The following is a 22,325-nucleotide window of genomic DNA, read 5'->3' on the forward strand; positions in this document are numbered from 1 at the left end:
TGGCTGGTTCCAGCGTGGATGGCTGGTTCCAGCGTGGATGGCTGGTTCCAGCGTGGGGTCGGCTTGACCTGGGGCCCTTTGCGCGTGCCCGTGGGCCTCACGGGGGCACGGGATGAAACTCCGGCCCTCGCGACGAGCGTATGGCACGCGCACCCCAGGTAAAGCCGACCGTCCCAGCCTTACCTCGCCCTTGCTGGAACTTGGTCGTCGTTTGCTGGAACCGTTGGGGGATAAGGGAAAGTTCACTCCGTAGAGCCATGATCCACTATTTGCAGACGCTAAAATAGGAGTATGGCCCCTGCCGCTATCGAAGACGAACTCGTCGCCGCCTACGCCGCCATCGGTAAGGCGGTCGCGGACTTCGCCTCGACCCTGATGAAGCTCTATGACGACCTCGACCCGCAAGTGCAGCAGTACGCCGGGGATGTCCTGATGCCGCTGCTGCGTGTCTCCCAGGTCAAGGGCAACAAACTCATCGACCGCGCCATGTCGCTGATCGACCATCCGGCGGTGTTGGAAGCCTTGTCGGACGGTCGGATCGATGAGGGCAAGGCGTTGATGATCATTGATCAGGTCAGTGTCCTCGACGCCGCCAACCAAGCGATCGCCGAACCCGTGCTGATCGCGCATGCGGCCACGCACAACTACACCGCCTCTCAACGGTATGCCCGACGCTATGTCCTCAAGCTTGACGCTGAAGCGGCGTTGCGGCGTCATGAGGAGAAGCGCAAGCAGCGGTTGGTGGAGAAGTTCAACCTCGACGACGGCATGTGCTCCCTGCGCGTGGTCCTGCCCGCCCTCGACGCGGCGCTGGCCTTCGATCGCATCGACCGGATCGCCCGGGCGTTGCCGAAGGATGACCGCACGTTGGACCAGAAACGATCTGACGTTGCGGCAGACTTGTTGATGGGTAAGGAAACACCCGCCCCGCAGGGGGAGGTGTGCGTGAACCTGACGATGCCGATCACCAACATCCTGGGCCTGACCACAGACCCGGTCATGCTGGCCGGATACGGCCCGCTGCCCGCCCCGATCGTCGCCGATGTCGCCGCCAACGGGATCTGGAAGCGCATCCTCACCGACCCCGCCACCGGGATGGCCGAACACATCACCACCTACCGGCCCACCGTGGCACAGCGAGAACTGATCAACGCCCGGTACCCGACCTGCACGATGGTCGGCTGCAACCAACCCGCCCACCGCTGCGACCTGGATCATTGTTGCCCGTTCGACGGGACCAACACCACGATCGCGAACCTGCGGCCGAAGTGTCGCCATCATCACCGGATGAAGACCCACTCCAACTGGTTCTGCGAGAACCGCCCCGATGGGACGCATGCGTGGACCACACCGAGTGGCAAGGTGATCGAGACCGAACTCGAACCCATCGCCGAACCCGCACCCTTCTGACGTTAGATGCCGCAAGGTGCTGACCGCGGAGCCCTAGCAGCCGGGACGGGGGTCCTGAGGTTCGGTCGACATGCGGATCGGCACACCCTCGGTCTCCTCCCTCCGCATCACTCGATGAGGCACCCACCCACGAACGTGCGCCAGCGGAACCTGGTGCGACAAAACAATTCGGAGGTAGCCGGCGAGCCGAACTCGCGCGCTGCTAGGCGCCGGGGCGGTCGGAGATCTTCGCGGTCAGCTCGCCGGGGCACTTCGCGGAAGCAGGTGGCAGCGTGCCATCGGTGAGGTAGCGGTGGACGGTCTTTCCCGCTGCGGGAGCGGTTTCTGGGTGGCGCGGGCGATCAGCTCATCCCAGAGCTCGGCGGCGTCCAGGCTGTGCAACCCACACCCCTTGCGCTCCCGACACCAGTCCCGGAACCGGAGGAGGTGCTTGTCCTGTCCTCGGGCGTAGTTGCTGAGCCAGTCCTCGAGCTTGGCCCGGGTGTGGTCGCCGACTCCGTCCAGCACCATCCGCTCCACCCGCTGGGGGAACAACTCCGCTTACGCCTGGGCATAAGTAGTGCCGTAGGGGTTGCCGAAGTACCGGAGCTTCTTCTCCCCCAACGCCGCGCGCAGCGCTTCCAGGTCGTGGGCGGTCTGCCAGGAGGTCAACCAGGCGAACGCCTCGCCCATCGCCCGGCGGCAACTCGCGTCCCAGGCGGCGTTGGTCTGCTCCAGCTTCTGCCAGCCCTGCTCGGTCGTCATCACCATGCGGTCGATGCCTTTGCCCGGCGGGTTCGGGCAGTGGATCGCGAGCTCGTTCTTCGGATGGGCGATCCCGCGGGCATCGAGGGTGACGAGGTCGAAGGTGTCGGTGAACCGCTCACCCGAAGGAGGGCGCCGGGGCGCGTGCATCAGGGCGGCATTGGAGGCCCCGGACCTGAAGTTGGCCTCCAGCGCCCCTCGACGACGCCGGGGGTCACGCGCGGGCAGCTTCTCCACCTGCACCTTGGTCTTCGCACCGTCGGGCTTGGCACAGTCCACCGGCACGGTCATCGCCGCGCACTGGACGCCCTCGCCGCAGTCGCACCACAGCAACTCCGGCGCCTTCGCATCGGCGGCGTGCTGCTCCCAGGCCGCTGTCGCTTCAGCGCAGCCGGACACACCGAGCACGCCCGCGAACACCAGCGCCGCCGTGCCGAGGGAAGTCTCGTCAGCCGTGCCGGTGAGCACATCTGCCGAACGGCATACCTAGGCCGCCGCGACGACCTCGATCTCGACCAGCCACTCACTGTCCAAAGTGGTCGCGATGATCGCGGTCGTCGGCACGCGCCGCTCGCCGAGCGCGGCTGTGCGAGCGGCGGCGTTGGCCTCGGCGTAGGAAGCGTCGCGCAGGTAGCTGGTCAACCGGACGATGTTGTCGACAGTCATCCCGGCCGACGCGAGGATGACGCGGATGTTCGACCAGATCAGATCGAGCTGTTCGGCCAGATCCGCGCCGGGCTTGCCCGCCGGGTCGAGGCCCATGGTGCCCGAGACGAACAGGAACCGCGCGGCGCCGCGGACCTCCATGGCGTGCACGTAGTCGTCGGTGGCCGGGTAGACGCCCTCGGTCGGGCTGTGCGGGACGAGTTCCATGGATTGCCTCACTTTCGGGACGTGACGACGACGATTGTGAAGACCAACGCCAGCGCGAGCATGGCGAGGCCGAAGACTGGGTACTGCGGCACGTGGAAGGCGACACCGTGCCACGAGCCGACCAGAGCGCCGAAGGAGGACAGCGCGAAGGACCAGCTCATGATCGTGGTGAAACGACTGCCGCGGAACGATTCCTGGCGCAGGGTCGTGAGGAGCACGTCGCGCGTGCGCATCACCATTCTCATCGCCACGACGTAGCAGAGCGCGATTGGCCACGAGGGCAGGACGAGGACGCTGCACCCGAACACGACGACGAGGGCGAGCGCGGAGTACAACGCCAGCAACACCGAAGCCCGGGCATCGAGGAACCGACGCGCCAGCGGAGCGAGGAAAGGCCCGAGGGCGGCACCGATCCCGAAGCAGGCCATGACGATCGCGAGGGAGGTGGCCGGAGTGCCGGGCATGACGGAGGCGATCCAGAAGTACACGAAGATGCCCGCGACAGTCCGGCCGAGGGAGGTGACGAACTCGACGGCGGGCGATGCCGGGCCGGAGTGCACGAGGTCGGCGACGAACTGCTGGAGGGACATGCGCGCCGGTGATCGCGAACTCGGCCGCGTCCTGGTCGGCGACGGGCGCGGTGACGACGGTGCGGCTGCTGACGAAGCGGAAGCACACCCCGACCGCGGAGAAAGCCATGTTCAGCGCGATCAGCGCGACAATGGACTGGCCGGACAGGAAACTGCCCATCGGCATGCCGACGACGAGCCCGATGAACCCGAGCACCGAGTAGATCGCGGTGTTGAACGACAGGGCCTGGCCGGGAGCGAGCTGGGCCAGTTGCTGCGCGTAGAACTCCTCCACGACGTCGGTCACGGCGGGGAAGATCGCGGCCGGCGCCAGGTACACGACGAGGATCACCGTGGTGTGGCCCGGGGCCAGCAGCAGCGCCGCGAGGGCGAGCGCGGACAGCAGCGCCTCGGCTAGGTCGGAGGTGACGAGCACGGCGGCCGGGTTGAACCGGGACAGCACGCGCGCGCTCACCGGTGCTGCGAAGCCCAGTCCTTGCGAGACGGTCGCGAGCACGCCGATCCACAGCAGCGGTAACAGCCCCTGCGCGACCGCGCCGTCCGAACCGCCCTCGACCAGCCGAGTCCCGATGATCGACACGAACAGCCCGGTGACCATCCACCGCCGGGCCCGCTGGATGATCACCGGGGAAGCAGTCATGGCGTGGAACCGTAGCGGTCCCCCACGATCCGGCGAACGGATTTATCCCGGCGTGGATCGTGCCGCCACCCGCGGAGAACCCGGCGATCGCGCGGCCGTCGTACTCCGCGAACGTGCGGAAGTTCGCCTCGATCCACGGCAGCAACTGTCCAATGTGGAGGGTCTCCCGGTAGCGCGGTCCGATCGTGGCCGCGGGCGTGGTAGCCGTCGGGCAGCAGCACGTTGACGGCGGGCTCCCAGCCCTGGCGCGGCGGCAGCAGGGCCATCACCGCGGCGAGGCCGCAGCCGCTTCCGCTGAAGTCCCGGTGAAATACTCGGCAGGTGAAGACTGAGATCGAGACGTTCATCGACGAGCACCGCACGCTGATCAACAGCTGCCTGGACGGGCTGACCGAAGAGCAGGCTCGACGGTCGCTCGTCGCCTCGCGCACGACGTTGCTCGGCCTCGTCAAGCACGCCACGTTCGTCGAGAAGGTCTGGTTCAACGAGGGGATCACCTGCACGCCGCGCACCGAACTCGGCCTCCCCGCAACGCCGGACGAGTCGTTCGTGCTGACCGACGACGACACGATCGAGTCGGTGCGCACCGCCCACCGCGAGGCGTGCGAGGCCTCCCGCCGCGCGACCGCTGACCTCGATCTCGACTACGTGCTGCGCGGCAACCGGCGCGGGCCGCGCACGCTGCGCTGGGTCTACCTGCACGTGCTCCGGGAGCTGGCCCAGCACTGCGGTCACGCGGACATCCTGCGCGAGCAGATCACCAAGGGCTGAGCCACCGCTCGCGGCCCGCCCGCTCTCCTGACTACAGTCCTGTCGCTGTGGACGAAGGGACCCTGCCGCGCTTCGGTGAGCCGCCGAGGGAACGGGCCGACGCGGCGCGCAACCGGCTGAAGATCCTCGACGCGACGGCGCGCCTGTTCGCCGAGCACGGCGTCGCCTCGGTGTCGATGGACCAGATCGCCACCGAGGCCAAGGTGGGCAAGGGAACCCTGTTCCGCCGCTTCGGCGACAAGGCCGGGCTGGCCGCCGCCCTGCTGGACGCGCGGGAACGCGATCTCCAGGAGGCGATCCTGTCCGGGCCGGAACCGCTGGGCCCCGGCGCGCCTCCCGGAGACCGCCTGCTCGCGTTCGTCTCCGCCTACGCCGAGTTCCTCGACGACAACCTGGACCTCGTGCACCTGTCGGAGACCGCGAGTCCCGGCGCCCGCTACCGCATCGGCGCCTACGGGTTCTGGCACCAGCACGTGCGACTGCTGCTGGCCGAGGCGCGCCCCGAACTCGACGCCGAGCACATGGCCCACGCGCTCCTCGCTCCGCTGGCGGCCGACCTGTGGCAGGCCACCCGCTCGCTGACCGCCGAGCGCGCCAGGCAGGGCGTCGAGCAACTGGTCCGGCTCGTCCTCAGCGGGAAGGCCTGACGCCCGTCTCGGTCGGCAGGCCCGCGCTCACCCAGTCCTGGATGCCCTCGCGGTACTTCCGCACGTCGGTGTAGCCGAGCGCGGTCAGCTTCTCCGCGACCTGACCGCTGTTCGGGCAAGTCGGCCCCGTGCAGTAGGTGACGATCGCTGCGCCGCGGTCCGGCAACAGCGCGCCGGCGGCCTCCTCGACCTCCGACGGCACCAGCGGCACGGCCCCGGGCAGGTGCTCCTTGGCGTAGTACTCGCCGCCGAGCGTGTCGACGACCGTGACGGTGCCGTCGGCGATGGCGGCCTGCAGTTCCTCGCGCGAGATCAGCGCGGTCATGGCGATACCTCCGTCTAACCGGACTCTAGTCCGCTGCAGACCAAGATACGGACCGTGGTCCGTTTTGCCAAGCGGGAGACGGCAACGGGGCTTTCGGTGATCATGTCGGGTATGGCGCGCAAGGGACTCGGGCTGGTCGGTGTGGCCAACGTGCTGGCCTTGCCGGTGGGCGCGCTGAGCCTGGTGGTCGGAGTCCTCTCACTGATGACTGCGCACACCCGGCACGGTGTGCCGAACCCGCCCGTGCGAGCCGGTACGCCTACCGGATCGTGGCCGAACACAGCGGAAAAGTGCTCGACGTGCACTACGCGAACACGGCCATCGGAACCGCGGTCATCCAGCACGACTGGCGCGGCGGCCCCAACCAGAGGTTCGAGTTCGTCGACCTCGGCGACGGCACCTACCGGATCGTCTGCCTGCACAGCGGCAAGTGCCTCGACGTGGCCGGTGCGGCACTGGGCGCCTTCGCGGAGGTCGTCCAGCACGACTGGCACGGGGGCGCCAGCCAGCGCTGCCGGCTGGCCGCCCAGGCCGATGGCAGCCACGGCATCCAGGCCCTGCACAGCGGCCTCCACCTCGACGTGCTCGGTGTGGCGATGCACGACCACGCGAAGCTGATCCAGTACGTGTGGCACGGCGGCGGCAACCAGCGCTTCCTGCTCGTCCCCGCCTGACTGTCGGTGCCCGGTGCGATGCTCGGGGCGTGATCGTCGACTTCGAAGCCGAGCTGTGGCCGTGGGACGCACGGCGCCACGACGCGTGGACGTTCGTGACCCTGCCGGTCGAGGCCTCGGAGGTGATCCGCGACCTGGCCGCCGGGCCGCGCCGCGGTTTCGGCTCCGTGCGCGTGCGGGTCACCGTCGGCGGCAGCACCTGGGCGACCTCGATCTTCCCGGACAGCGCGCGCGGCAGCTACGTGCTGCCGATCAAGCGCGCCGTCCGGCGGGCGGAGGGGCTGGACACCGGCGACGTCGCGTCGGTGACCGTGGAGCTGGTGGACTTCTGACCGCCGGGGTCAGTACTCGTCGCCGCCGACGAACTTCTCCTCCAGCTGGTCGGCCGTCCCGACCACCAGTTCCAGCGGATCGTCGAACTCGTTGGGGTCCAGGTTCTCCAGCGGGAGGGAGTGCCGCACCACGACGTGGTCGCCGATGATCGCCGCGCCGCCCGCGACGGTGGTGTGCCCGACCTCCTCCAGGAACCGCTGGAGGTCGATCTCGGAGACCAGCCCGCACGGCGAGACGATCTGCACCCACTCGTGCTTGCCGTCGAGCACTTCGCGGTGGATGACGACGACCTGCTCGCGCTCCTCCCCCAGCTCCTCGAACGGCGACTCGAAGCGGTGGAGGATGCGCAGCTCCCCGTCTTCCTCACTGATCACTCGGTACGCAGCCTTGACGTACCGCACCAGGTCAACCCACGTGGCCATTGATCAAGACTAGGGCGAGCCGGGCGCGGCGGTCAGCCACTGTTCGGCATCCCGCCAAATGTCAGCCTGATCGTGGTCTTCAGTCCACCACCGGGTGGCCCGGGTGACGCCCCGGCCGCGGTACTTCCGCATGATCGCCGCGTGCGCGGGCAGCCGGACGAACTCGCGCAGGGCCTGCTCGCCGGTCCACACCGCGACCGACCCGGCCCGCCTGGCTCGCGGCGAGGTCCACAGCCACATGCCGACCGCGCCGTCCAGCCGCGGCCACTCCCGCCGCAGTTCGAGCCCTGCCAAGGCGATCCCGGGCAGGTGGCGCACCGCGGAACTGGTGAACTCGGTGACGCTGACGAGCACCTTGCCGGTGAAGCCCGCCGGTCCGGCGGTCCAGCCCGTCCTCACCCGGACCGCCTGCCGAGCAGGGCCAGCAAGCGGTGGGCCCGCGGAGCGTCGTCGGGGATCGCGACCACCTGGTCGAAAGCAGTGCCGGGGCCGCGGTCGTCCTCCGGAACCTTCGCGGCGACGCGGAGCCCGGCCGAGATCATCTCGTCGTCGGGTTCCCAAGCCACACCGATGGTTGTCGCGACGTCCCACGCATGGGCGACGAAGTCCACGAAGTGGAAGGACATCGCGACGCGGCCCGGGAAGGTCATGTCCTCGCGCACCTCGGGCAGGGTGAACGGCCGGTCGAGCGCGCCGTCCTCGGCGAACGCCTCGGTGACCGCCTCCGCCGATGCCGCGAAGGCGCGGTACGGGTCGTCCCCCAGGTCTCCGCCGCGCCAGGTCATGAGGGATCCGCCCGCCCCACGCGCGGCCGCGGCGAATCCCTCGTTCTGGCAGACGAGGTGGCGCAGCAGCCCGTGCAGCGTCCAGTCCGGACACGGCGTCGGCAGCACCAACTGGTCGGGCCGGACGTGCTTGATGATCTCCCCGGTCAGCGCGAGGGCGCGGCGGTCGAGTTCCCGGATGTCCATGCGAGGGAGCCTAGGAACGGAATCGGCTCAGTACGAGGGCCAATGTTCACGAACTACATTGGGCCAATATGGACGTGCACATCAGCCTCGACGGGCGCCGCGACCTGTCCGGCCAGATCTACCGGCAGCTCCGCGCCGCGATCCTCGAAGGCCGGTTGCGCCCGGAGGACGCGCTGCCCCCGACCCGTGAGCTGGCCCGGCACCTCGCGGTCGCCCGCAACACGGTGAGCGTCGCCTACGAGCGCCTCACGGGCGAGGGCTACCTGACCAGCCGCGTCGGCTCCGGCACGTTCGTCAGCGAGGCGGGAACACCGGCGCACGCGGTGACTCCCGCCTCGGCGCTGCGACCGCGGCCGATCTGGGACTCCGTCCAGCCCTGGCCTTCGCGGGACGCGGCGCCGGTCACCTACGACTTCCGCGTGGGCGTGCCGGACACCGCGCTGTTCCCCCACGCGACCTGGCGGCGGATGCTCGCGAACGAACAGCACGGCTACGGCAATCCAGTGGGGCACAAGGGATTGCGATCGGCGATCGCCCGGCACATCGGCGTGTCCCGCGCCGTGCGCACCGGTCCCGGTGACATCGTCATCACCAGCGGGATCCAGCAGGCGCTGGACCTGATCTGCCGCGTGATGCTCGAACCGGGCGGGCGGATCGCCGTCGAAGATCCCGGCTATCCGCCCGCTCATCTGCTGTTCCGGTCCCTCGGCGCGGACGTCGTGCGCGTTCCCGTCGACGACGAGGGGCTGTGCGTGGATGCCTTGCCCCACAACGCTCGCATCGTCTACGTGACGCCGTCGCACCAGTTCCCGCTCGGCGTGTCGATGTCCCTGCGCCGCCGCACAGCCCTGCTCGACTGGGCTCGGCGGCACGAGGCGTTGGTGATCGAGGACGACTACGACACCGAGTTCCGCTTCGGCGGCCGACCGATCGAACCCCTGCAGAACCTCGACACCTCCGGGCACGTGGTCTACGTGGGCTCGTTCTCCAAAACCATGCTGCCGTCGCTGCGCATCGGCTTCCTCGTCGCGCCCGCCCCGCTGCGCCGGGCGTTGCGGACGGCCAAGTACGTCAGCGACTGGGCCGGCCCGATGGGCACGCAGGCCGCGCTCGCGCGCTTCATCGACGACGGCCTGTTCGCCCGGCACATCCGCCGGATGCGGCGCGAATACCAAGCACGGCACGACCTTCTCGCCGCCGCGCTCCCCGACCGGCTCCGCCTCGTCCCGAGCGCCGCCGGGCTGCACCTGACCGCACTCGCCGACGCCGACGCCGAGGAAGCCGCCGAGCGGATGCGCACGGCCGGGGTGGGGATCATGACGCTCGCCGAGTGCTCCCGGAGCGGGTCAGCCGGGCACGGCCTCGTCTTCGGCTACGGCGCGATCAGCCCAACGGAGATCGCCAAGGGTCTCGAACTCGTGCGAAGGTGCTTGCCGTGACCCGCATCGACGCACCTCGGCACATCATTCCCCCGAAGTACGCGCAACGCTGAGGTCCACTGCGGTCAATCAGGGTGCGTGCACAGGATGAGTGATCTCGACGGGCTGCCCGCGCTGGCGGAACTGTACGACGAGCACGCGCGGCCGCTGCACGGCTACCTGTCCCGGCGCGTCGGCCCCGACGTCGCCGACGACCTGGTCGCCGACACGTTCCTGCTGTTGTGGGAGCACCGGCAGCGCTACGACCCGAGCCGGGCGAGTCCGAAGGCGTGGTTGTACGGGCTGGCCACCAACGTGCTGCGCGGGCACACCCGCACGGAGGTGCGGCGGTTGCGCGCGCTGGCTCGGCACGGCGGGCGGCGCGTGGCCGCGGGCGAGCTGAGCAACCGGGTGGCCGACATCGCCGACGCGCGCCACCTCGCGGGCAGGCTGGCCAAGGCCATCGCGGGGCTGCGGGTGGAGGAGCGGGACGTGCTGCTCATGGTCGCGTGGGCCGACCTCGCCCCCGCCGAGATCGCCGAAGTGCTCGACGTGCCGGTCGGCACGGTCCGCAGCTGGCTGCACCGGGCCAGGAACAAGCTGCGCGGCCTCGTCGACGGCGCCACCGAGGGAATCAGTGACGAGCAGGAGGCCAACCGCCATGCGTGACAACGACGATCGGATCGACCTCGCGGTGCGGGAACTCGCGCCGGAGGTGCCGCCCATGTCCGAGCACGCCTTCGACACCGGGCGCGAGCGGGTGCTCGCGGGCCCGGGGCGGCGTCCGCGGCGCTCGCGTCGCGGGCTCGTGGCGGCCGCGGTGCTGGCGGTGCTGACCTTGGGCACCGTCGGCGTGCTGAACTTCAGCGGCACGGCCCCGCCCGCCAACGCGGAAGCCGTCACGCTGCTGACCAAGGCAGCGGACGTGACCGCGGACGCCCCGGTCGGTCCCGGCCAGTACCGCTACGTCAAGACGACCGAGTCCAGGTGGAGGGGCGTCGTGCTGCACGGGGCGAGTTCGGCCAACTGTTGGTTCCGCACGGAACGGACCGAGGAGACCTGGATTCCCGCCGACCGGAACCAGGACTGGTTGCGCCGCACCACCAGCACCGAGCCTTTGGAGACCCGGTCCTGCACCAAGGACGAAGCCAAGAACGCCCCGTTCGCCTCGACCGAGGTCAGCCCGTGGGAGTCCCGCGCGAAAGACGGCAAGTTCGTCTGGCCCGCGTCGCTGGTGCGCGAGGGCAAGCCGCCCGCGGGACTCGAGCCGCTCAGCGTCAGGACCCAGCCCGCCCGGGAGATCCCGCCCAACATCTACCACCCGACGCCGGAGTTCCTCGCCGGTCTGCCGCGCGACCCTCAGCGGTTGTTCACCCTGCTCCGCGACTCGACCTGCGCCGCGGACGTGTGCGCGCTGTTCGGTGCCCGCGGTTTGCTGGGCAGCGGGCAGACCACGGACGAACTGCGCGCCGCGGTGTACCGGGCGCTGACCAGGATCCCCGGGATGAGCGTCGCCGACGGGCAGGCCAACCTGCACGGGCGGATCGGCACCGCGCTCCGGGTCATCACACCCGAGCAGACCCAGGACATCATCATCGACCGCGAGACCGGGGACTACATCGGCGACCGCACCGTCCGCACCGAGTCCTGGGGCAAGGTGGTCGAGTCCACCTCGGTGGCCAGCGGCATCACGCGGGAGCTGGGGGCCCAGCCGCGCTGACATGCGGGACCAGTGGGGTGCGCCGATACTGGTTCGGGTGAGCACTCCCCGTGACGATCGCGTCGACCACGCACCCCCGATCTCCGAGCCCGTCCCCGGTCCCGCCGCGCCTCCCGTGCCGGGACCGGGGACGACGGCGCCGGCCGGCAGGCCGCGACCGACCCGGATCAGCGGTACCTGGGTCGCCGTCCTGGTGGCTATCGTCGTCCTGATCTTCCTGCTGGTGTTCATCCTCCAGAACCTGACCGACGTGACGATCCACTTCCTCGGCGCGTCATTCACCTGGCCCCTCGGCGTCTCGCTGTTGTTCGCGGCGATCGCCGGCGCGGTGCTCGTCGCCCTGATCGGCGCAGCCCGAATCCTCCAGCTGCGTCGTCAAGCAAAGCGAGTGACGCACTAGTCCGGTGCGCGCCCGCGCACCGGACCAGGAGGAGTCATGCGACGACCGCTGTTGGCCGCCCTGCTGGTGATCAGCACCACCCAGTTCCCCTTCGCCGAGGCCAGGGACGCCGGGCAGTGTCCCGAGGTCGTCGACGAACGGCGCTTCGCGAGCGCGGAGGCGTTGCGGGAGCTCAACGCCGAGGTCGCGGGCTTCGGGTTGCGATCGACCGGAAGTCCCGCGCACCGGCGGCTGCTCGACTGGCTGGAGCAGCGGTTGCGGCGGACTCCGGGCTTCACCGTCACGTCGCAGGAGTTGCGGATCCGGCGCTGGCAGCCGCGGGGCGGTGACCTCGCCTCCGCCGGATCGCTGAGCGCGGCCGGGCGCCCCGTCGCCGTCGCGGGGGCGATCCCCTACTCGCTGCCGGGCAGTCGCGAGGGCGTTCTCGCACATCTGCCGAGGACCGAGCGGATCACCGCGGACAACGCGCGGGGCAAGGTGGTGCTGCGCGATTTCCCCGCCGTGGACCGGGGGCACACGGCCGAGCCGGAGCTGGACCGCGACCTCGTCGACGCGGGACTGGCCGGGGCGGCCGGACTGGTCATCGCCTTCGACTTTCCACGTGAGCAAGTCAAGTGGTACTGGGACCCGCACACGGGGACGCACTACCGGGTTCCCGGCGTGTTCGTCGGCGTCGACGAGGCCGAGCGGCTGAAGCGGAGTGTCGGCGAACGGGTTCGCATCGCGGTCGAAGCCAAGACCGACCCGGCGCGGACGCGGACGCTGATCGCCACTTTGCCGGGCCAGAGCAAGGAACGCATCGTTCTTGGCACCAACACCGACGGCAACACCTGGGTGCAGGAGAACGGCACCGTCGCGTTGCTGGCGTTGGCCGACTACTTCTCCCGGCTACCGGTGCGGTGCCGCCCACGAACGCTCGAACTCGTGCTCGCCACCGGCCACCTGCACCGCTCCGTCGAGGGCACCGAACACCGCGCCCGAACGCTGGACAAGGACTACGACAAGGGCACCGTCGCCTTCGCCATGGCGCTCGAACACCTTGGCACGCGGGAACTCGTGCCGTCTCCGCGAACCAACGGCCCCGGGCGGGAACTGCGCTACACCGGAGCCGTCGAGCAGTCCGCGTGGTTCGCCGGGAACCCGTTGCTGATCGAGACCGTGAAGCAGGCGATCGCGCGACGCACTCTGCAGCGCACCTTCGTCCTGCCCGGCATCGACCGGCCCGATCCGGTGCGCGTGCCGCCGCAGTGCTCCTTCGGCGGTCTGGGCACGCACTACCAGAGCCACCTGATCCCCACCATCGCCACGATCTCCGGGCCGTGGTCGTTGTGGGCGCCCTCGTTCGGCGAAGGCGCCGTCGACCACGCCCGCATGCGCGAACAGGTACTGGCCGCCGGGGATACCGTGCTCGCGCTGGACGGCGTGCCCCGCGACCAGATCGCCGGGGACTACCTCGCGCACCGCAAGGCCCGGGCGGAGGGCGCGCCGACCTGCTCCCACGCGCTGCCGCCCGAGCAGGCACCGGCACGCTGACACCTCGCGCCCTAACATCGCTCCAGGTAAGAGCGGTTCCGGGAGCAATGCAGAATGCTCTCGATCACACTCTTGCCCCAGAAAGCGGTTCCATGGGAGATACGACCAACAAGATTGGCAGCGATGTCAGCGGTAGCGCTTTGCAGGCAGACACGATCAATTCGGCTCGCGCATCGGGCACGTCGAGGATTATCCAGGCAGGGCGCGATCTACACATAAGCACACTTACCCCCGCTGTGATCGCATCCGCGATCACAGCCCTCGCCATCGCTACAGCTCCGAGGGAACTGGCGCCGGGTACTGAGGTTCAATACGGGTATTTTGATCGCCGCAAACTCGACAGCGTCAGCCACGATCGATATACCGACCAGGTTCGTTGTGAGCAGCCACGAGACCAGGATCCCTCGGTCGGAACCCGTCGAGCATCGATTTGATTCAGCGCGAGGAGGCTCGCTCTTCACCCGTGTTGAGCTGAGTTCGGAAGCGAGCGGACACGCGCCGTCTTACGCGTGTGACTTCCTTCGGCGCCCCGTCGAGCAGAAGCTCTGCGACGAGACCGCAGTCGAACAGGAGATGCGCAGCTTCAAGTGAGCCTCTGGAGAAGACGCGCTGATCAGTAGCGGGCGATCACCGACAGCTCGGTGCCGAACGGATCGGTGAGGGTGGCGGATCGCCCGTACGGGGTGTCGTCCACAGTGGACGAAGTCCCGCCCGCGGCGACTGCCCGCGCCACCGTCGCGTCCGTGTCAGCGACCTCGATCGTCGTCACCCAGACCGTGGCGGCCGCGCCGGGTTCGCCGAGGACGCCGCCGACCTCGTGGCCGTCAGGGCGGCGGAGAAAGGTGAAGTCGAAGCCGGGAAGGTCCTCGTTGCCGTCCAGGGTGAAGTCGAAAACCGTTGCGTAGAACGCACGAGCGACCTCTGGCCGGGCGGTGACGAGGTCGTTGCGGACGAGCGCGTCCGGCTCGTTCACCACACGGCAGCCGGGGAACGCCCTACCCTGCCACAGGCCGAACCTGCCCCCGGCGGGGTCCAGCGCGAAGGCCGCGCGCCCCAGGTCGGCGATGTCGTGCGGCGGGTCGACCAGCGTGCCACCCGCCGCGACGACGCGCTTCGCCGTGCCGTCGCAGTCGTCGGTGGCGAGGTGGACGTCCCAGCCTCCTGTCGCCCCGTGGCGCAGTCCGGCGACGGGCAGCCCGCGCAGCAGGCACGTGGTCCCCAGCGCGGCCTCGGCGAAGCTCCAGCCGAAGACCGCGCCGTAGAAGGCTTTCGCGGCGTCCACATCGACCACCGGGAGGTCGATCCAGGTGGGCGTGCCGAGCGGTTGGTTGCGGTCGACCTGGCTCATGGCGTTCTCCTCACGTCGTCGGGCACCGGTACGCTACGAGGCATGTAGGCCAGGTTCTGTCCTCACTACCATGTCACTCGTTCGGGTGAATCCGACCTAGGCAACTGCCGAGGATCTCGTTGAGTGAGCAACCATCGCCACCCTGGTGTGGGGGTCGGAACGGAGTACCGCTGATGGGCAACCAGGCACGCAGCACGGGAGTCGCCGTCACCGGCACGGCTCCGGGGGCGCTACCACTGCTGGGCCACGCCCTCACGCTGCTGCGTGACCCGTTGCGGTTCATAGGCTCCCTGGCCGAGCACGGCGACCTCGTGCACGTCCGCTTCGGCCCGCTGCGCGCGGTCGTGGTGTGCGACCCCGAACTCGCCCACCAGGTGATCACCAACGAACGGGTCTTCGACAAGGAGGGCCCGCTGTGGCGGCGCGCCCGCGAGGTGGAGGGCGACGGCCTGATCACCACCGCGCGCGCCGGGCACCGCAGGCGGCGCCGCATGGTGCAACCGGCCTTCCACCGGGCCAAGATGCCGCACTACGCCACGATCATGTCCGACGTGCTCGCCGACGAGACCACGGCGTGGCAGGACGGGGAGATCGTCCCGGTCTCCGCGTTCGCGTTGCGGCTCACCTCCGAGACCACCGCCCGCGTCATGTTCACCGACTCGGCCGACCCGGAGGCCGTCGCGGGCATCCGCGCCGCACTGCCGGACCTCGTCGGCGGGGTGTTCCGGCGGATGCTCAGCCCCGCGCCCGTGAACTTGTTGCCCACCCCGGCCAACCGGGCGTTCGTCCGCGCCCGGAAACGGCTCCAGGACAGCGTCGAGCGGCTGATCGCGGGCTACCGGACCGCAGGCGAGCGCGACGACATGATGGCGGTGCTGCTCGCCGCCGAGCACGACGAGAACGGCACGACCGACGACGAGGAGATGTCCGCGCTCGTCACCGGGTTGTTCCTGGCCGGGACCGAGACCACGAGCTCCAGCGTGAGCTGGACGATGCACATGCTCGCCGAGCACCCGGACGTGCAGGAGCGGCTGCGGCGGGAGGCGGAGTCGGTGCTGGGCGACCGCGTCCCGGCCTACGAGGACCTGATCCACCTGCCGTACACCCGCGCCGTGGTGACCGAGGTGCTGCGGCTCTACCCGCCCGCGTGGCTGCTCGCCCGGGTGACCACGAGCAGGACCACGCTGGGCGGGCACGTCCTCGCCGCCGGGATGAACGTGATCTACAGCCCGTACCTGGTCCAGCGGCGGCCGCAGCAGTACCCGGACCCGGAGCGCTTCGACCCCGGCCGCTGGCTGAACGCGGCCTCCGGCTGTCCCGGCTCCTTCCTGACCTTCGGCGAAGGAGCGCGCAAGTGCGCGGGCGACACCTTCGCCCTGACCCAGCTCATGGTCGTGGCCACCGGGCTCGTGCGGCGGTGGGAGCTGCGGCCGGTGCCCGGACCGCGCAAGCGGCCGAGGGCCAGGGCCGTGCTGCACCCCCGGCGCCTGCGACTGCGGCTGGACCGTCGAGGAGCGGCGTGACCACACGAACCGAGTCACCGACCGTCGTGCAGCTGCCGCCGGTGTACTTCCCCACAGCGCTGAAGGTGCACCCGCAGATCGAGCTGATGGAGGAACGCGGCCTGGAGTGGATGGCCCGCTACGGGTTCTGCTCCGATCCCGTGCAGGCGACCCGGGTCCGCGACAGCCGCTCGGCGCACTTCTTCGGTTACCTGTGCCCGAAGGCCGACCCGGACCGGTTGCAGGCAGCGGTCGACTGGGGCTATCTGATGTTCGCCTTCGACGACGTGTCCAGCGACGGGGATTCCTCTGCGCTGCTGGACATCGCGGTGCGCATCGTGCGGACGCTCGAAGCGCCCGACGCGAATGTGCTGCCATCGGACAACCCGTACACCGCGCCGATCGTGGACCTCGCGACCCGGGTGCACCGCACCTGCGCCCCCGAGCACGTCCGGCGGCTGGTCGACAGCCACACGAAGTGGTTGCTCGGCGCAGCGTGGGAATGCGCGGTGCGGCAGCGACCGAGCATCAACGACTACCTGTCCGCCCGCGTCATGTACGCAGGCGCCGAGCCGACCTTCACGTGGTTCCAGCTCTCCGAGGCTGTCGTCGTGCCGGAGCAGGAGATCACCTCGCCCCGCGTGCGGGCGCTGACCGAGATGGCGGGCACGGTCGCTGCGATCGACAACGACCTGTACTCGCACGGCAAGGAGCTCTGGACGCGGCAGTCGCGGTCCGACCTCTCCGGCACCGGGCTGGACCTGCCGTCCTGCGTCGCGTTGCGGGACCGGATCGTGGCGCGGTTCTTCGAGCTGCGCAACGAGGTCCTGCCGACGGCGTCCCCAGCGCTCGCCCGGTACCTGCACAACCTGACGTGCGCCCTGCGCGGCAACTTCGAGTGGGGCCTGGAGACCGAGCGGTACTCCAACCCCGACGGCAACCATCCCGGCGCCGTGCGCACGCTGGGCTCCGTCTCCAACACTCCCTCCGCCGTCGGGCCACCCGGAATTCCCTCGATCGACTGGTGGTGGCGATAACCCACCTGGCAGCAAGGGCGTCTTCAAGTACCCCACCCCCCGGCCGCGGCGCCGGGGCCGGTGGTCGCGGCTCGGCCGCTGTCGGGGGTGCGAGCTAGCTTCGGTCCCGTGCTCAGAACCCTGGCCGTCGAGAACTACCGCTCCCTGCTCGACCTCGTGCTCCCGCTGTCCCGGCTGACCGTGGTGACCGGGGCCAACGGGAGTGGGAAGTCCAGCCTCTACCGCGCGATGCGACTGCTCGCCGACGCCGCCCGCAACGGCGCCGTCGCCGCGCTGGCCAGGGAGGGCGGCCTGTCCTCGACGCTGTGGGCGGGCCCGGAGACGATCGGGCGGGCGGTGCGCGAGGGCCGCGCGCCGGTCCAGGGCACGCGCCGGTCCAAGCCGGTGGGACTGCGGCTCGGCTTCGCCGGGGACGAGTTCGGCTACGCGCTCGACCTCGGGCTCCCGGTCCCCCAGCCCGGCCCGACCGCCTTCAACCGCGATCCGGAGATCAAGCGCGAGAGCGTCTGGAGCGGACCGGTGCTGCGCACGTCGGCGCTGCTGGCCGACCGCGCGGGGCCGGTGGTGCGGGCGCGCGGGGCCGACGGGGCGTGGGGCGAGGACCACCACAAGATCGGGCTCACCGACAGCATGCTGAGCGAGTTCGCCGATCCCCGCGCGTCCCCGGAGGTGCTGGTGCTGCGGGAAAAGATCCGCTCGTGGCGCTTCTACGACCACTTCCGCACCGACGCGGGCGCGCCCGCCCGGCAGACCCGGGTGGGCACGCGCACCCCGGTGCTCGACCACGAAGGCGCGGACCTTGCCGCCGCGCTGCAGACGATCATCGAGATCGGCGACCCCGACGCGCTGGCCTCGGCGATCGACGACGCCTTCCCCGGATCGCGGCTCGAGGTGGAGGTGACCGGTACCGACGGCCGGTTCGAGCTGCGGTTCCGGCAGCACGGGCTGCTGCGGCCGTTGAGCGCGGCGGAGCTGTCGGACGGGACGCTGCGCTACCTGCTGTGGGTGGCGGCGCTGCTCAGTCCCCGCCCGCCGGAGCTGCTGGTGCTCAACGAGCCGGAGACCAGCCTGCACCCGGACCTGCTGCCCGCGCTGGCGGCGCTGATCGCCACCGCCGCGAAGCGGACCCAGGTGGTGGTGGTCTCGCACGCCCGGCCGCTGGTGCGGGCCCTGGAGGTGATCGACGGGGACGCGGCCACGCTGGAGTTGGAGAAGGACTTCGGCGCGACCGTGCTCGCCGGGCAGGACCGGCTCGACCGCCCGGCGTGGCACTGGCCGAAGCGGTGACCCCCGCCGTCCTGGCGTGGTTCTTCGTCGTGGCGAGGGGAGTTGATTTCACTCGACACTGAAGAAATAGACATAACCGAATAGAGTGGATCGTGACCCCGTCGTGCCCAAGATCGCCGATACGATCGGACGGTGCGCCAACTGGCACCCGGAGTGCGCCTGCTTCAGGGCCGACCCCGCCACCTGATGAACGTGTACCTGGTGGAGGACGTGCTCGTGGATTCGGGCACCCCGAGGGCGGCCGGGCGGATCTTCCGGCAACTGCGCGGGACGCCGCTCTCGGCGCACGTGGTGACGCACGCGCACCCGGACCACTTCGGCTCCAGCCGAGCGGTGTGCGAGGAGTTCGGCATCCCGCTCTGGGCCGGGGCGAAGGACGCCGAGGCCATCGAGACCGCGACGCCCGCACAGGCGCCCGGCAGACTCCCCGCGTTGCTGGCGCGGACGCCGATGCCCCCGCCGTGCCCGGTCACGCGGCAGCTCAGCGAGGGCGACGAGGTCGCCGGGTTCACCGTCCTGGAGGTGCCCGGTCACTCCCCCGGCCACATCGCGCTGTGGCGGGAGAGCGACGGCGTGCTGCTCTGCGGTGACGTGTTCCTCGCGCTGCTGCGCGTCGGCGCGCCGCCGGGCTTCCTGACGTGGGACGCCGAGCTCAACCGCGAGTCGATGCGCAGGCTCGCCGCGCTGCGCCCGCGACTGGTGCTCTTCGGCCACGGCAAGCCGCTGCGTGACGAGCCCGACCGGCTCGCGCGCCTGCTCCGATGAGCCGGGACGAGCCGACCCTGGAACGCGAGGGGGAGCTCGAGCGCATCGCCGCGTGTCTGGAGTCGGCGGCCAGGGGCAAGGGCCACGTGCTGGTCATCGAGGGCCGGGCGGGCATCGGCAAGACCCGGCTGGTCCAGGACACCAGGGCGCTGGCCAAGGAGCGCGGCTTCGGCAGGCTCCAGGCGGTCGGCGACGCGCTGGAGAGCGCCATGGCGTGGGGCGTGGTCCGGCAGATGGTGGAGCGCTCGGTCTCCCGGTACAACGGGGAGATCCGGGAGCGCATCCTGGCGGGGCCGTCCGGGGACGCGCTGGCGGCGCTGGACGCGGCCGAGGCCGATCCGAGCGAGGCCGAGCTGGCAAGGACCTTGCACTCGCTGTGGTGGGTGGCCGTCGACCTCTCCTCCACGCGGCCGTTGCTGATCACCGTGGATGACGCGCACTGGGCCGACCTGTCCTCGGCGCAGTTCCTGGTCTACCTGTCCCGCCGGATCGCCGATCTGCCGATCGCGCTCGTCGTCGCGACCCGTCCGCCCGCGGAGAACACCGGGCCGCTGGCGCAGCTGAGCGTGTCGCGGCAGGCGGAGCGGCTGCTGCCGCGCCCGCTGAGCCCGTCCGCGCTCGCGGCGGCGGTGGCGGCGGCGGGCGGGATGCGCGCGGCACCCGAGGTGGTCGCCGAGTTGCACTCGGCCAGCGGTGGAAACCCTTTCCTGGCAAGGGTTCTGGTCGACGAGCTGGCCGCGCTCGGGCTGCCGCTCGACGAGCCGTCGACGGCCGAGCGGGTGGGCAGGCTCGGTCCGAGCACCGTGTTCCGGGCCGCGCTGGGCAGGCTGCCCGCCAACTCTGTGCGCCTGGCCGGGGCCGCGGCCGTGCTCGGCATCGGAAGCGATCCGTGGCAGGCGGGCGCGCTGGCCGACCTCGACGCGATGGAGCTGTCCGTCGCGGTGGAGTCGCTGGTCGCGGCGAACGTGCTGACGGGCGAGTCCGACCACCTCGTGTTCGTGCATCCCGTTGTGCGCGAAGCGGTTCTCGCCGACCTCGGGCCGGTCGCGCGCGCCGGGCTGCACGCGCGCGCCGCGCGGGAGCTGTGGGCGGCGAAGGCTCCGGCCGACCGCATCGCCGCACACCTCGCGCAGGCACCGAGGGGCACACTGCCGAACGCGGCGGAGGTGCTGCGCAAGGCCGCGACGGCGCTCCTCGCGGCGGGCGATTCCCGGACAGCCGCGGCGCACCTGGCGCGCGCGGTGGAGGAGAACCCGGACGACGCGGCGCTGCGCGCGGAGCTGGGCCGGGCGCTGATGCGCGGAGGGCGGGCCGAGGAGGCACGCGATCACCTCCGGGCGGCGGCGGACGGCCTGCCCGACGCGGAACTCGTCGCCGCGGCGGCCTCGGCGACCATGGCCGTCGAGGGCCCAGAAGCCGCGATAGCCGAGCTGCTCGAGGCGATCGACAACCGTCCCGGTGGGCCGCGGGACGCGGGGCGGATGCACCTGGAGGCCCGGCTCGCGGTGATCCGCTCGTTCCTGCCGCACCAGCGCGAGGTCGCGTCGAAGCACCTGAGCGGGTACGCGACGCTGCCCGGCGGCACCCCGGACGAGCGGACGCTGCTCGGGTTGCTCGCGCAGATGGGGCGCTACGAGGTGCGGGACTCCGCCGAGGTCGCGGCCGTCGCGCGGCGCGCGCTCGCCAACGGCGCCTACTTCGACGACGCCACCGGCAGCATCGACGCCATGGTGGCGTGGCTGGTCGCCGTGCTCGCGCTGGTCGCCGCGGACGGTGTGACGGATGCACGGCGCGAGGTCGAGCGCGCGCGGCGGCGGGTGTGCGCGCACGGCTCGCCGATCGAGTTCTCCATGGTCGCCAACGCAACGCTGTTCCTCGACTGGCGGCTGGGCAACATCGCCTCCGTCGACGCGGAGTCCGAGGGCGCTCTCGCCGCCGTCGCCCCGGAGGACGCACTACCGCAGGTCATCGCGCTGCGGGCAACGGCAACGCACTTCATCGCCTACGCGGCTCTTGAGCGCGGCGACGTCAATGGGGCGGCCACCGCCTTGGCGCGGTTCGACGCGGAGCACGCGGACGGGCCGAGGATGATGCCCACGCTCTGGCTGCACGAGCCGAGGGCGCTCATCGCGCTCGCGGCGGGCGATCCCGTGCTGGCGAAGGAGGAAGCCTTCCTGCAACGCGACGCCTCGCTCGCGGCCGGGCTCGATCCGCCGACCATCCCGTGGCGGGATCCGGCAGCGCGCGCGTGCATGCTGCTCGGCGCGGAGGCAGAGGCACTGGTCCTCGCGCGCGAACAGCTCGCGCTGGCCAGGAAATGGGGCGCCGCAACGGAAGTCGGTGTCGCGTTGCGGTTGCTCGCGCACGCCGACGCGGACAACCGGCTGGACCTGCTCACCGAGTCCGTCGCGACGCTGGAGGCATCGCCCGCGCGGCTGCAGCTGGCGCGCTCGCTGGTCGACCTCGGCGAGGCGTTGCGGGTCGCGCGGCGGCGCAACGACGCCCGCGATCCCCTGCACCGGGGCATCGACCTGGCCACCGAGTGCGGCTCGACCGTGCTGCGCCGCCGCGCCGTGGAGGCTCTGGAGGCGCTGGGCGACCGGCCGCGGCGCCTGGTGCTCGTCGGCCGGGAGTCGCTGACCGCGAGCGAGCGCCGGGTGGCCGATCTCGCCGCGAGCGGGCGGGCCAACCGCGAGATCGCCAGGGAGCTGTTCGTGACGCCGAAGACGGTCGAGAACCACCTGGGCCGGATCTACACCAAGCTCGGCATCAACGGCCGCCGCGAGCTGGCCCGCGCACTGGCCTGAGGGGACCCCCCACGCGCGGATGTGAGGGATCGCCCCTCATGCCCTTGGGGGGTCGCCGCCGCGACTCTTGTGTCATCGCCACGGAGGGTGGCTCACACAGGAGGTAGG

22 protein-coding genes and 2 pseudogenes are annotated in these 22,325 nt (G+C 70.8%); 15 read left to right on the forward strand and 9 right to left on the reverse strand.

Annotated features, from left to right (window positions below; all coding sequences use genetic code 11):
- Window positions 1–291: 291 nt before the first annotated feature.
- Window positions 292–1,410 carry an HNH endonuclease signature motif containing protein gene (locus BLT28_RS15560; RefSeq protein WP_083383750.1) on the forward strand — a complete coding sequence of 373 codons (1,119 nt, stop codon included), beginning with the start codon at window positions 292–294 and terminating at the stop codon, window positions 1,408–1,410.
- A gap of 234 nt (window positions 1,411–1,644) precedes the next feature.
- Here BLT28_RS15560 and BLT28_RS15565 read toward each other — a convergent pair whose 3' ends face one another.
- The 4 genes and pseudogenes from BLT28_RS15565 to BLT28_RS42865 all read right to left on the reverse strand — a co-directional run bounded on the left by BLT28_RS15565 (window position 1,645) and on the right by BLT28_RS42865 (window position 4,257).
- A complete protein-coding gene (locus BLT28_RS15565; protein WP_156051252.1) occupies window positions 1,645–1,920 on the reverse strand; it encodes a hypothetical protein in 276 nt (91 codons plus the stop codon).
- A 30-nt stretch (window positions 1,921–1,950) separates the two neighbouring features.
- Entirely contained in the window at window positions 1,951–2,622 is a 672-nt protein-coding gene (locus BLT28_RS15570; protein WP_030431339.1) for a hypothetical protein, read from the reverse strand.
- Between the two features lie 18 nt (window positions 2,623–2,640).
- Window positions 2,641–3,027: a RidA family protein gene (locus BLT28_RS41975; RefSeq protein ID WP_030431340.1), complete on the reverse strand. Its 387-nt coding sequence runs from the start codon at window positions 3,025–3,027 to the stop codon at window positions 2,641–2,643.
- Window positions 3,028–3,035: 8 nt separating this feature from the next.
- Window positions 3,036–4,257 (reverse strand): annotated as a pseudogene (locus BLT28_RS42865) (MFS transporter).
- 321 nt (window positions 4,258–4,578) lie between these two features.
- Between BLT28_RS42865 and BLT28_RS15595 the strand changes: the two are divergent.
- Together BLT28_RS15595 and BLT28_RS15600 are read left to right on the forward strand one after the other, a co-directional pair.
- Window positions 4,579–5,028: a DinB family protein gene (locus tag BLT28_RS15595; protein ID WP_030431343.1), complete on the forward strand. Its 450-nt coding sequence runs from the start codon at window positions 4,579–4,581 to the stop codon at window positions 5,026–5,028.
- A gap of 47 nt (window positions 5,029–5,075) precedes the next feature.
- Window positions 5,076–5,675 carry a TetR/AcrR family transcriptional regulator gene (locus tag BLT28_RS15600; RefSeq protein ID WP_030431344.1) on the forward strand — a complete coding sequence of 200 codons (600 nt, stop codon included), beginning with the start codon at window positions 5,076–5,078 and terminating at the stop codon, window positions 5,673–5,675.
- Here the strand turns inward: BLT28_RS15600 and BLT28_RS15605 are convergent.
- Complete coding sequence (locus tag BLT28_RS15605) at window positions 5,659–6,000, reverse strand: rhodanese-like domain-containing protein (RefSeq protein ID WP_030431345.1); 342 nt, start codon at window positions 5,998–6,000, stop codon at window positions 5,659–5,661. The two genes, BLT28_RS15600 and BLT28_RS15605, sit on opposite strands and share 17 nt — an antisense overlap.
- 263 nt (window positions 6,001–6,263) lie before the next feature.
- On the opposite strand from BLT28_RS15605, the pseudogene BLT28_RS15610 reads away from it, so the two are divergent.
- Both BLT28_RS15610 and BLT28_RS15615 read left to right on the forward strand, forming a co-directional pair.
- Window positions 6,264–6,674 (forward strand): annotated as a pseudogene (locus BLT28_RS15610) (RICIN domain-containing protein); the annotation flags it as partial.
- A gap of 29 nt (window positions 6,675–6,703) precedes the next feature.
- Window positions 6,704–7,006 carry a DUF1905 domain-containing protein gene (locus tag BLT28_RS15615; protein WP_030431347.1) on the forward strand — a complete coding sequence of 101 codons (303 nt, stop codon included), beginning with the start codon at window positions 6,704–6,706 and terminating at the stop codon, window positions 7,004–7,006.
- A gap of 9 nt (window positions 7,007–7,015) precedes the next feature.
- On the opposite strand, the gene BLT28_RS15620 is transcribed toward BLT28_RS15615, so the two are convergent.
- Genes BLT28_RS15620 through BLT28_RS15630 form a run of 3 tightly spaced genes read right to left on the reverse strand, consistent with a single transcriptional unit; the run spans window position 7,016 to window position 8,400 of the window.
- Window positions 7,016–7,429: a type III secretion system chaperone family protein gene (locus BLT28_RS15620; protein ID WP_030431348.1), complete on the reverse strand. Its 414-nt coding sequence runs from the start codon at window positions 7,427–7,429 to the stop codon at window positions 7,016–7,018.
- Window positions 7,430–7,438: 9 nt separating this feature from the next.
- Window positions 7,439–7,828, reverse strand: coding sequence for a hypothetical protein (locus BLT28_RS15625; protein ID WP_043812775.1), 390 nt, complete (start codon window positions 7,826–7,828; stop codon window positions 7,439–7,441).
- Window positions 7,825–8,400, reverse strand: coding sequence for a TIGR03086 family metal-binding protein (locus tag BLT28_RS15630; RefSeq protein WP_030431350.1), 576 nt, complete (start codon window positions 8,398–8,400; stop codon window positions 7,825–7,827). Before BLT28_RS15630 ends, BLT28_RS15625 begins: the two co-directional genes overlap by 4 nt.
- A gap of 68 nt (window positions 8,401–8,468) precedes the next feature.
- Here BLT28_RS15630 and pdxR point away from each other — a divergent pair, with 68 nt between their 5' ends.
- From pdxR to BLT28_RS15655, 5 genes are all read left to right on the forward strand, one after another.
- A complete protein-coding gene (gene pdxR, locus BLT28_RS15635; RefSeq protein WP_030431351.1) occupies window positions 8,469–9,839 on the forward strand; it encodes a MocR-like pyridoxine biosynthesis transcription factor PdxR in 1,371 nt (456 codons plus the stop codon).
- Between the two features lie 87 nt (window positions 9,840–9,926).
- The gene (locus tag BLT28_RS15640) at window positions 9,927–10,487 is read left to right on the forward strand and encodes an RNA polymerase sigma factor (protein WP_052407686.1); all 561 of its coding nucleotides are present in this window, start codon (window positions 9,927–9,929) and stop codon (window positions 10,485–10,487) included.
- Entirely contained in the window at window positions 10,480–11,538 is a 1,059-nt protein-coding gene (locus BLT28_RS15645; RefSeq protein WP_030431353.1) for a CU044_5270 family protein, read from the forward strand. The genes BLT28_RS15640 and BLT28_RS15645 overlap by 8 nt, the downstream gene beginning before the upstream one ends.
- Before the next feature lie 37 nt (window positions 11,539–11,575).
- A complete protein-coding gene (locus BLT28_RS15650; RefSeq protein WP_407638804.1) occupies window positions 11,576–11,938 on the forward strand; it encodes a LapA family protein in 363 nt (120 codons plus the stop codon).
- A gap of 36 nt (window positions 11,939–11,974) precedes the next feature.
- On the forward strand, window positions 11,975–13,471 hold the full coding sequence (locus BLT28_RS15655; RefSeq protein ID WP_052407687.1) for a zinc-binding metallopeptidase family protein: 1,497 nt from the start codon (window positions 11,975–11,977) through the stop codon (window positions 13,469–13,471).
- 613 nt (window positions 13,472–14,084) lie between these two features.
- On the opposite strand, the gene BLT28_RS15660 is transcribed toward BLT28_RS15655, so the two are convergent.
- Window positions 14,085–14,819, reverse strand: coding sequence for a VOC family protein (locus BLT28_RS15660; protein ID WP_030431356.1), 735 nt, complete (start codon window positions 14,817–14,819; stop codon window positions 14,085–14,087).
- A gap of 173 nt (window positions 14,820–14,992) precedes the next feature.
- Here BLT28_RS15660 and BLT28_RS15665 point away from each other — a divergent pair, with 173 nt between their 5' ends.
- The 5 genes from BLT28_RS15665 (at window position 14,993) to BLT28_RS15685 (ending at window position 22,217) form a co-directional block, all read left to right on the forward strand.
- Entirely contained in the window at window positions 14,993–16,342 is a 1,350-nt protein-coding gene (locus BLT28_RS15665; protein WP_030431357.1) for a cytochrome P450, read from the forward strand.
- Window positions 16,339–17,358: a terpene synthase family protein gene (locus tag BLT28_RS15670; protein WP_052407688.1), complete on the forward strand. Its 1,020-nt coding sequence runs from the start codon at window positions 16,339–16,341 to the stop codon at window positions 17,356–17,358. Before BLT28_RS15665 ends, BLT28_RS15670 begins: the two co-directional genes overlap by 4 nt.
- Before the next feature lie 108 nt (window positions 17,359–17,466).
- Entirely contained in the window at window positions 17,467–18,645 is a 1,179-nt protein-coding gene (locus tag BLT28_RS15675) for an AAA family ATPase (RefSeq protein ID WP_030431359.1), read from the forward strand.
- A 132-nt stretch (window positions 18,646–18,777) separates the two neighbouring features.
- Window positions 18,778–19,410 carry an MBL fold metallo-hydrolase gene (locus BLT28_RS15680; RefSeq protein ID WP_030431360.1) on the forward strand — a complete coding sequence of 211 codons (633 nt, stop codon included), beginning with the start codon at window positions 18,778–18,780 and terminating at the stop codon, window positions 19,408–19,410.
- Window positions 19,407–22,217 carry a helix-turn-helix transcriptional regulator gene (locus tag BLT28_RS15685; protein ID WP_030431361.1) on the forward strand — a complete coding sequence of 937 codons (2,811 nt, stop codon included), beginning with the start codon at window positions 19,407–19,409 and terminating at the stop codon, window positions 22,215–22,217. The genes BLT28_RS15680 and BLT28_RS15685 overlap by 4 nt, the downstream gene beginning before the upstream one ends.
- Window positions 22,218–22,325 lie beyond the last annotated feature (108 nt).

Origin of the sequence: Allokutzneria albata, assembly GCF_900103775.1 — a bacterium.
In the GTDB taxonomy this organism is placed as follows: domain Bacteria; phylum Actinomycetota; class Actinomycetes; order Mycobacteriales; family Pseudonocardiaceae; genus Allokutzneria; species Allokutzneria albata.

What these genes read in the sequence shown, in the direction of transcription:
- BLT28_RS15560 (WP_083383750.1), top strand. Translation starts at nt 292, where the DNA reads ATGGCCCCTGCCGCTATCGAAGACGAACTCGTCGCCGCCTACGCCGCC.
- BLT28_RS15565 (WP_156051252.1), bottom strand. Translation starts at nt 1,920, where the DNA reads ATGGTGCTGGACGGAGTCGGCGACCACACCCGGGCCAAGCTCGAGGAC.
- BLT28_RS41975 (WP_030431340.1), bottom strand. Translation starts at nt 3,027, where the DNA reads ATGGAACTCGTCCCGCACAGCCCGACCGAGGGCGTCTACCCGGCCACC.
- BLT28_RS15605 (WP_030431345.1), bottom strand. Translation starts at nt 6,000, where the DNA reads ATGACCGCGCTGATCTCGCGCGAGGAACTGCAGGCCGCCATCGCCGAC.
- BLT28_RS15620 (WP_030431348.1), bottom strand. Translation starts at nt 7,429, where the DNA reads ATGGCCACGTGGGTTGACCTGGTGCGGTACGTCAAGGCTGCGTACCGA.
- BLT28_RS15630 (WP_030431350.1), bottom strand. Translation starts at nt 8,400, where the DNA reads ATGGACATCCGGGAACTCGACCGCCGCGCCCTCGCGCTGACCGGGGAG.
- pdxR (WP_030431351.1), top strand. Translation starts at nt 8,469, where the DNA reads ATGGACGTGCACATCAGCCTCGACGGGCGCCGCGACCTGTCCGGCCAG.
- BLT28_RS15640 (WP_052407686.1), top strand. Translation starts at nt 9,927, where the DNA reads ATGAGTGATCTCGACGGGCTGCCCGCGCTGGCGGAACTGTACGACGAG.
- BLT28_RS15645 (WP_030431353.1), top strand. Translation starts at nt 10,480, where the DNA reads ATGCGTGACAACGACGATCGGATCGACCTCGCGGTGCGGGAACTCGCG.
- BLT28_RS15655 (WP_052407687.1), top strand. Translation starts at nt 11,975, where the DNA reads ATGCGACGACCGCTGTTGGCCGCCCTGCTGGTGATCAGCACCACCCAG.
- BLT28_RS15660 (WP_030431356.1), bottom strand. Translation starts at nt 14,819, where the DNA reads ATGAGCCAGGTCGACCGCAACCAACCGCTCGGCACGCCCACCTGGATC.
- BLT28_RS15665 (WP_030431357.1), top strand. Translation starts at nt 14,993, where the DNA reads ATGGGCAACCAGGCACGCAGCACGGGAGTCGCCGTCACCGGCACGGCT.
- BLT28_RS15685 (WP_030431361.1), top strand. Translation starts at nt 19,407, where the DNA reads ATGAGCCGGGACGAGCCGACCCTGGAACGCGAGGGGGAGCTCGAGCGC.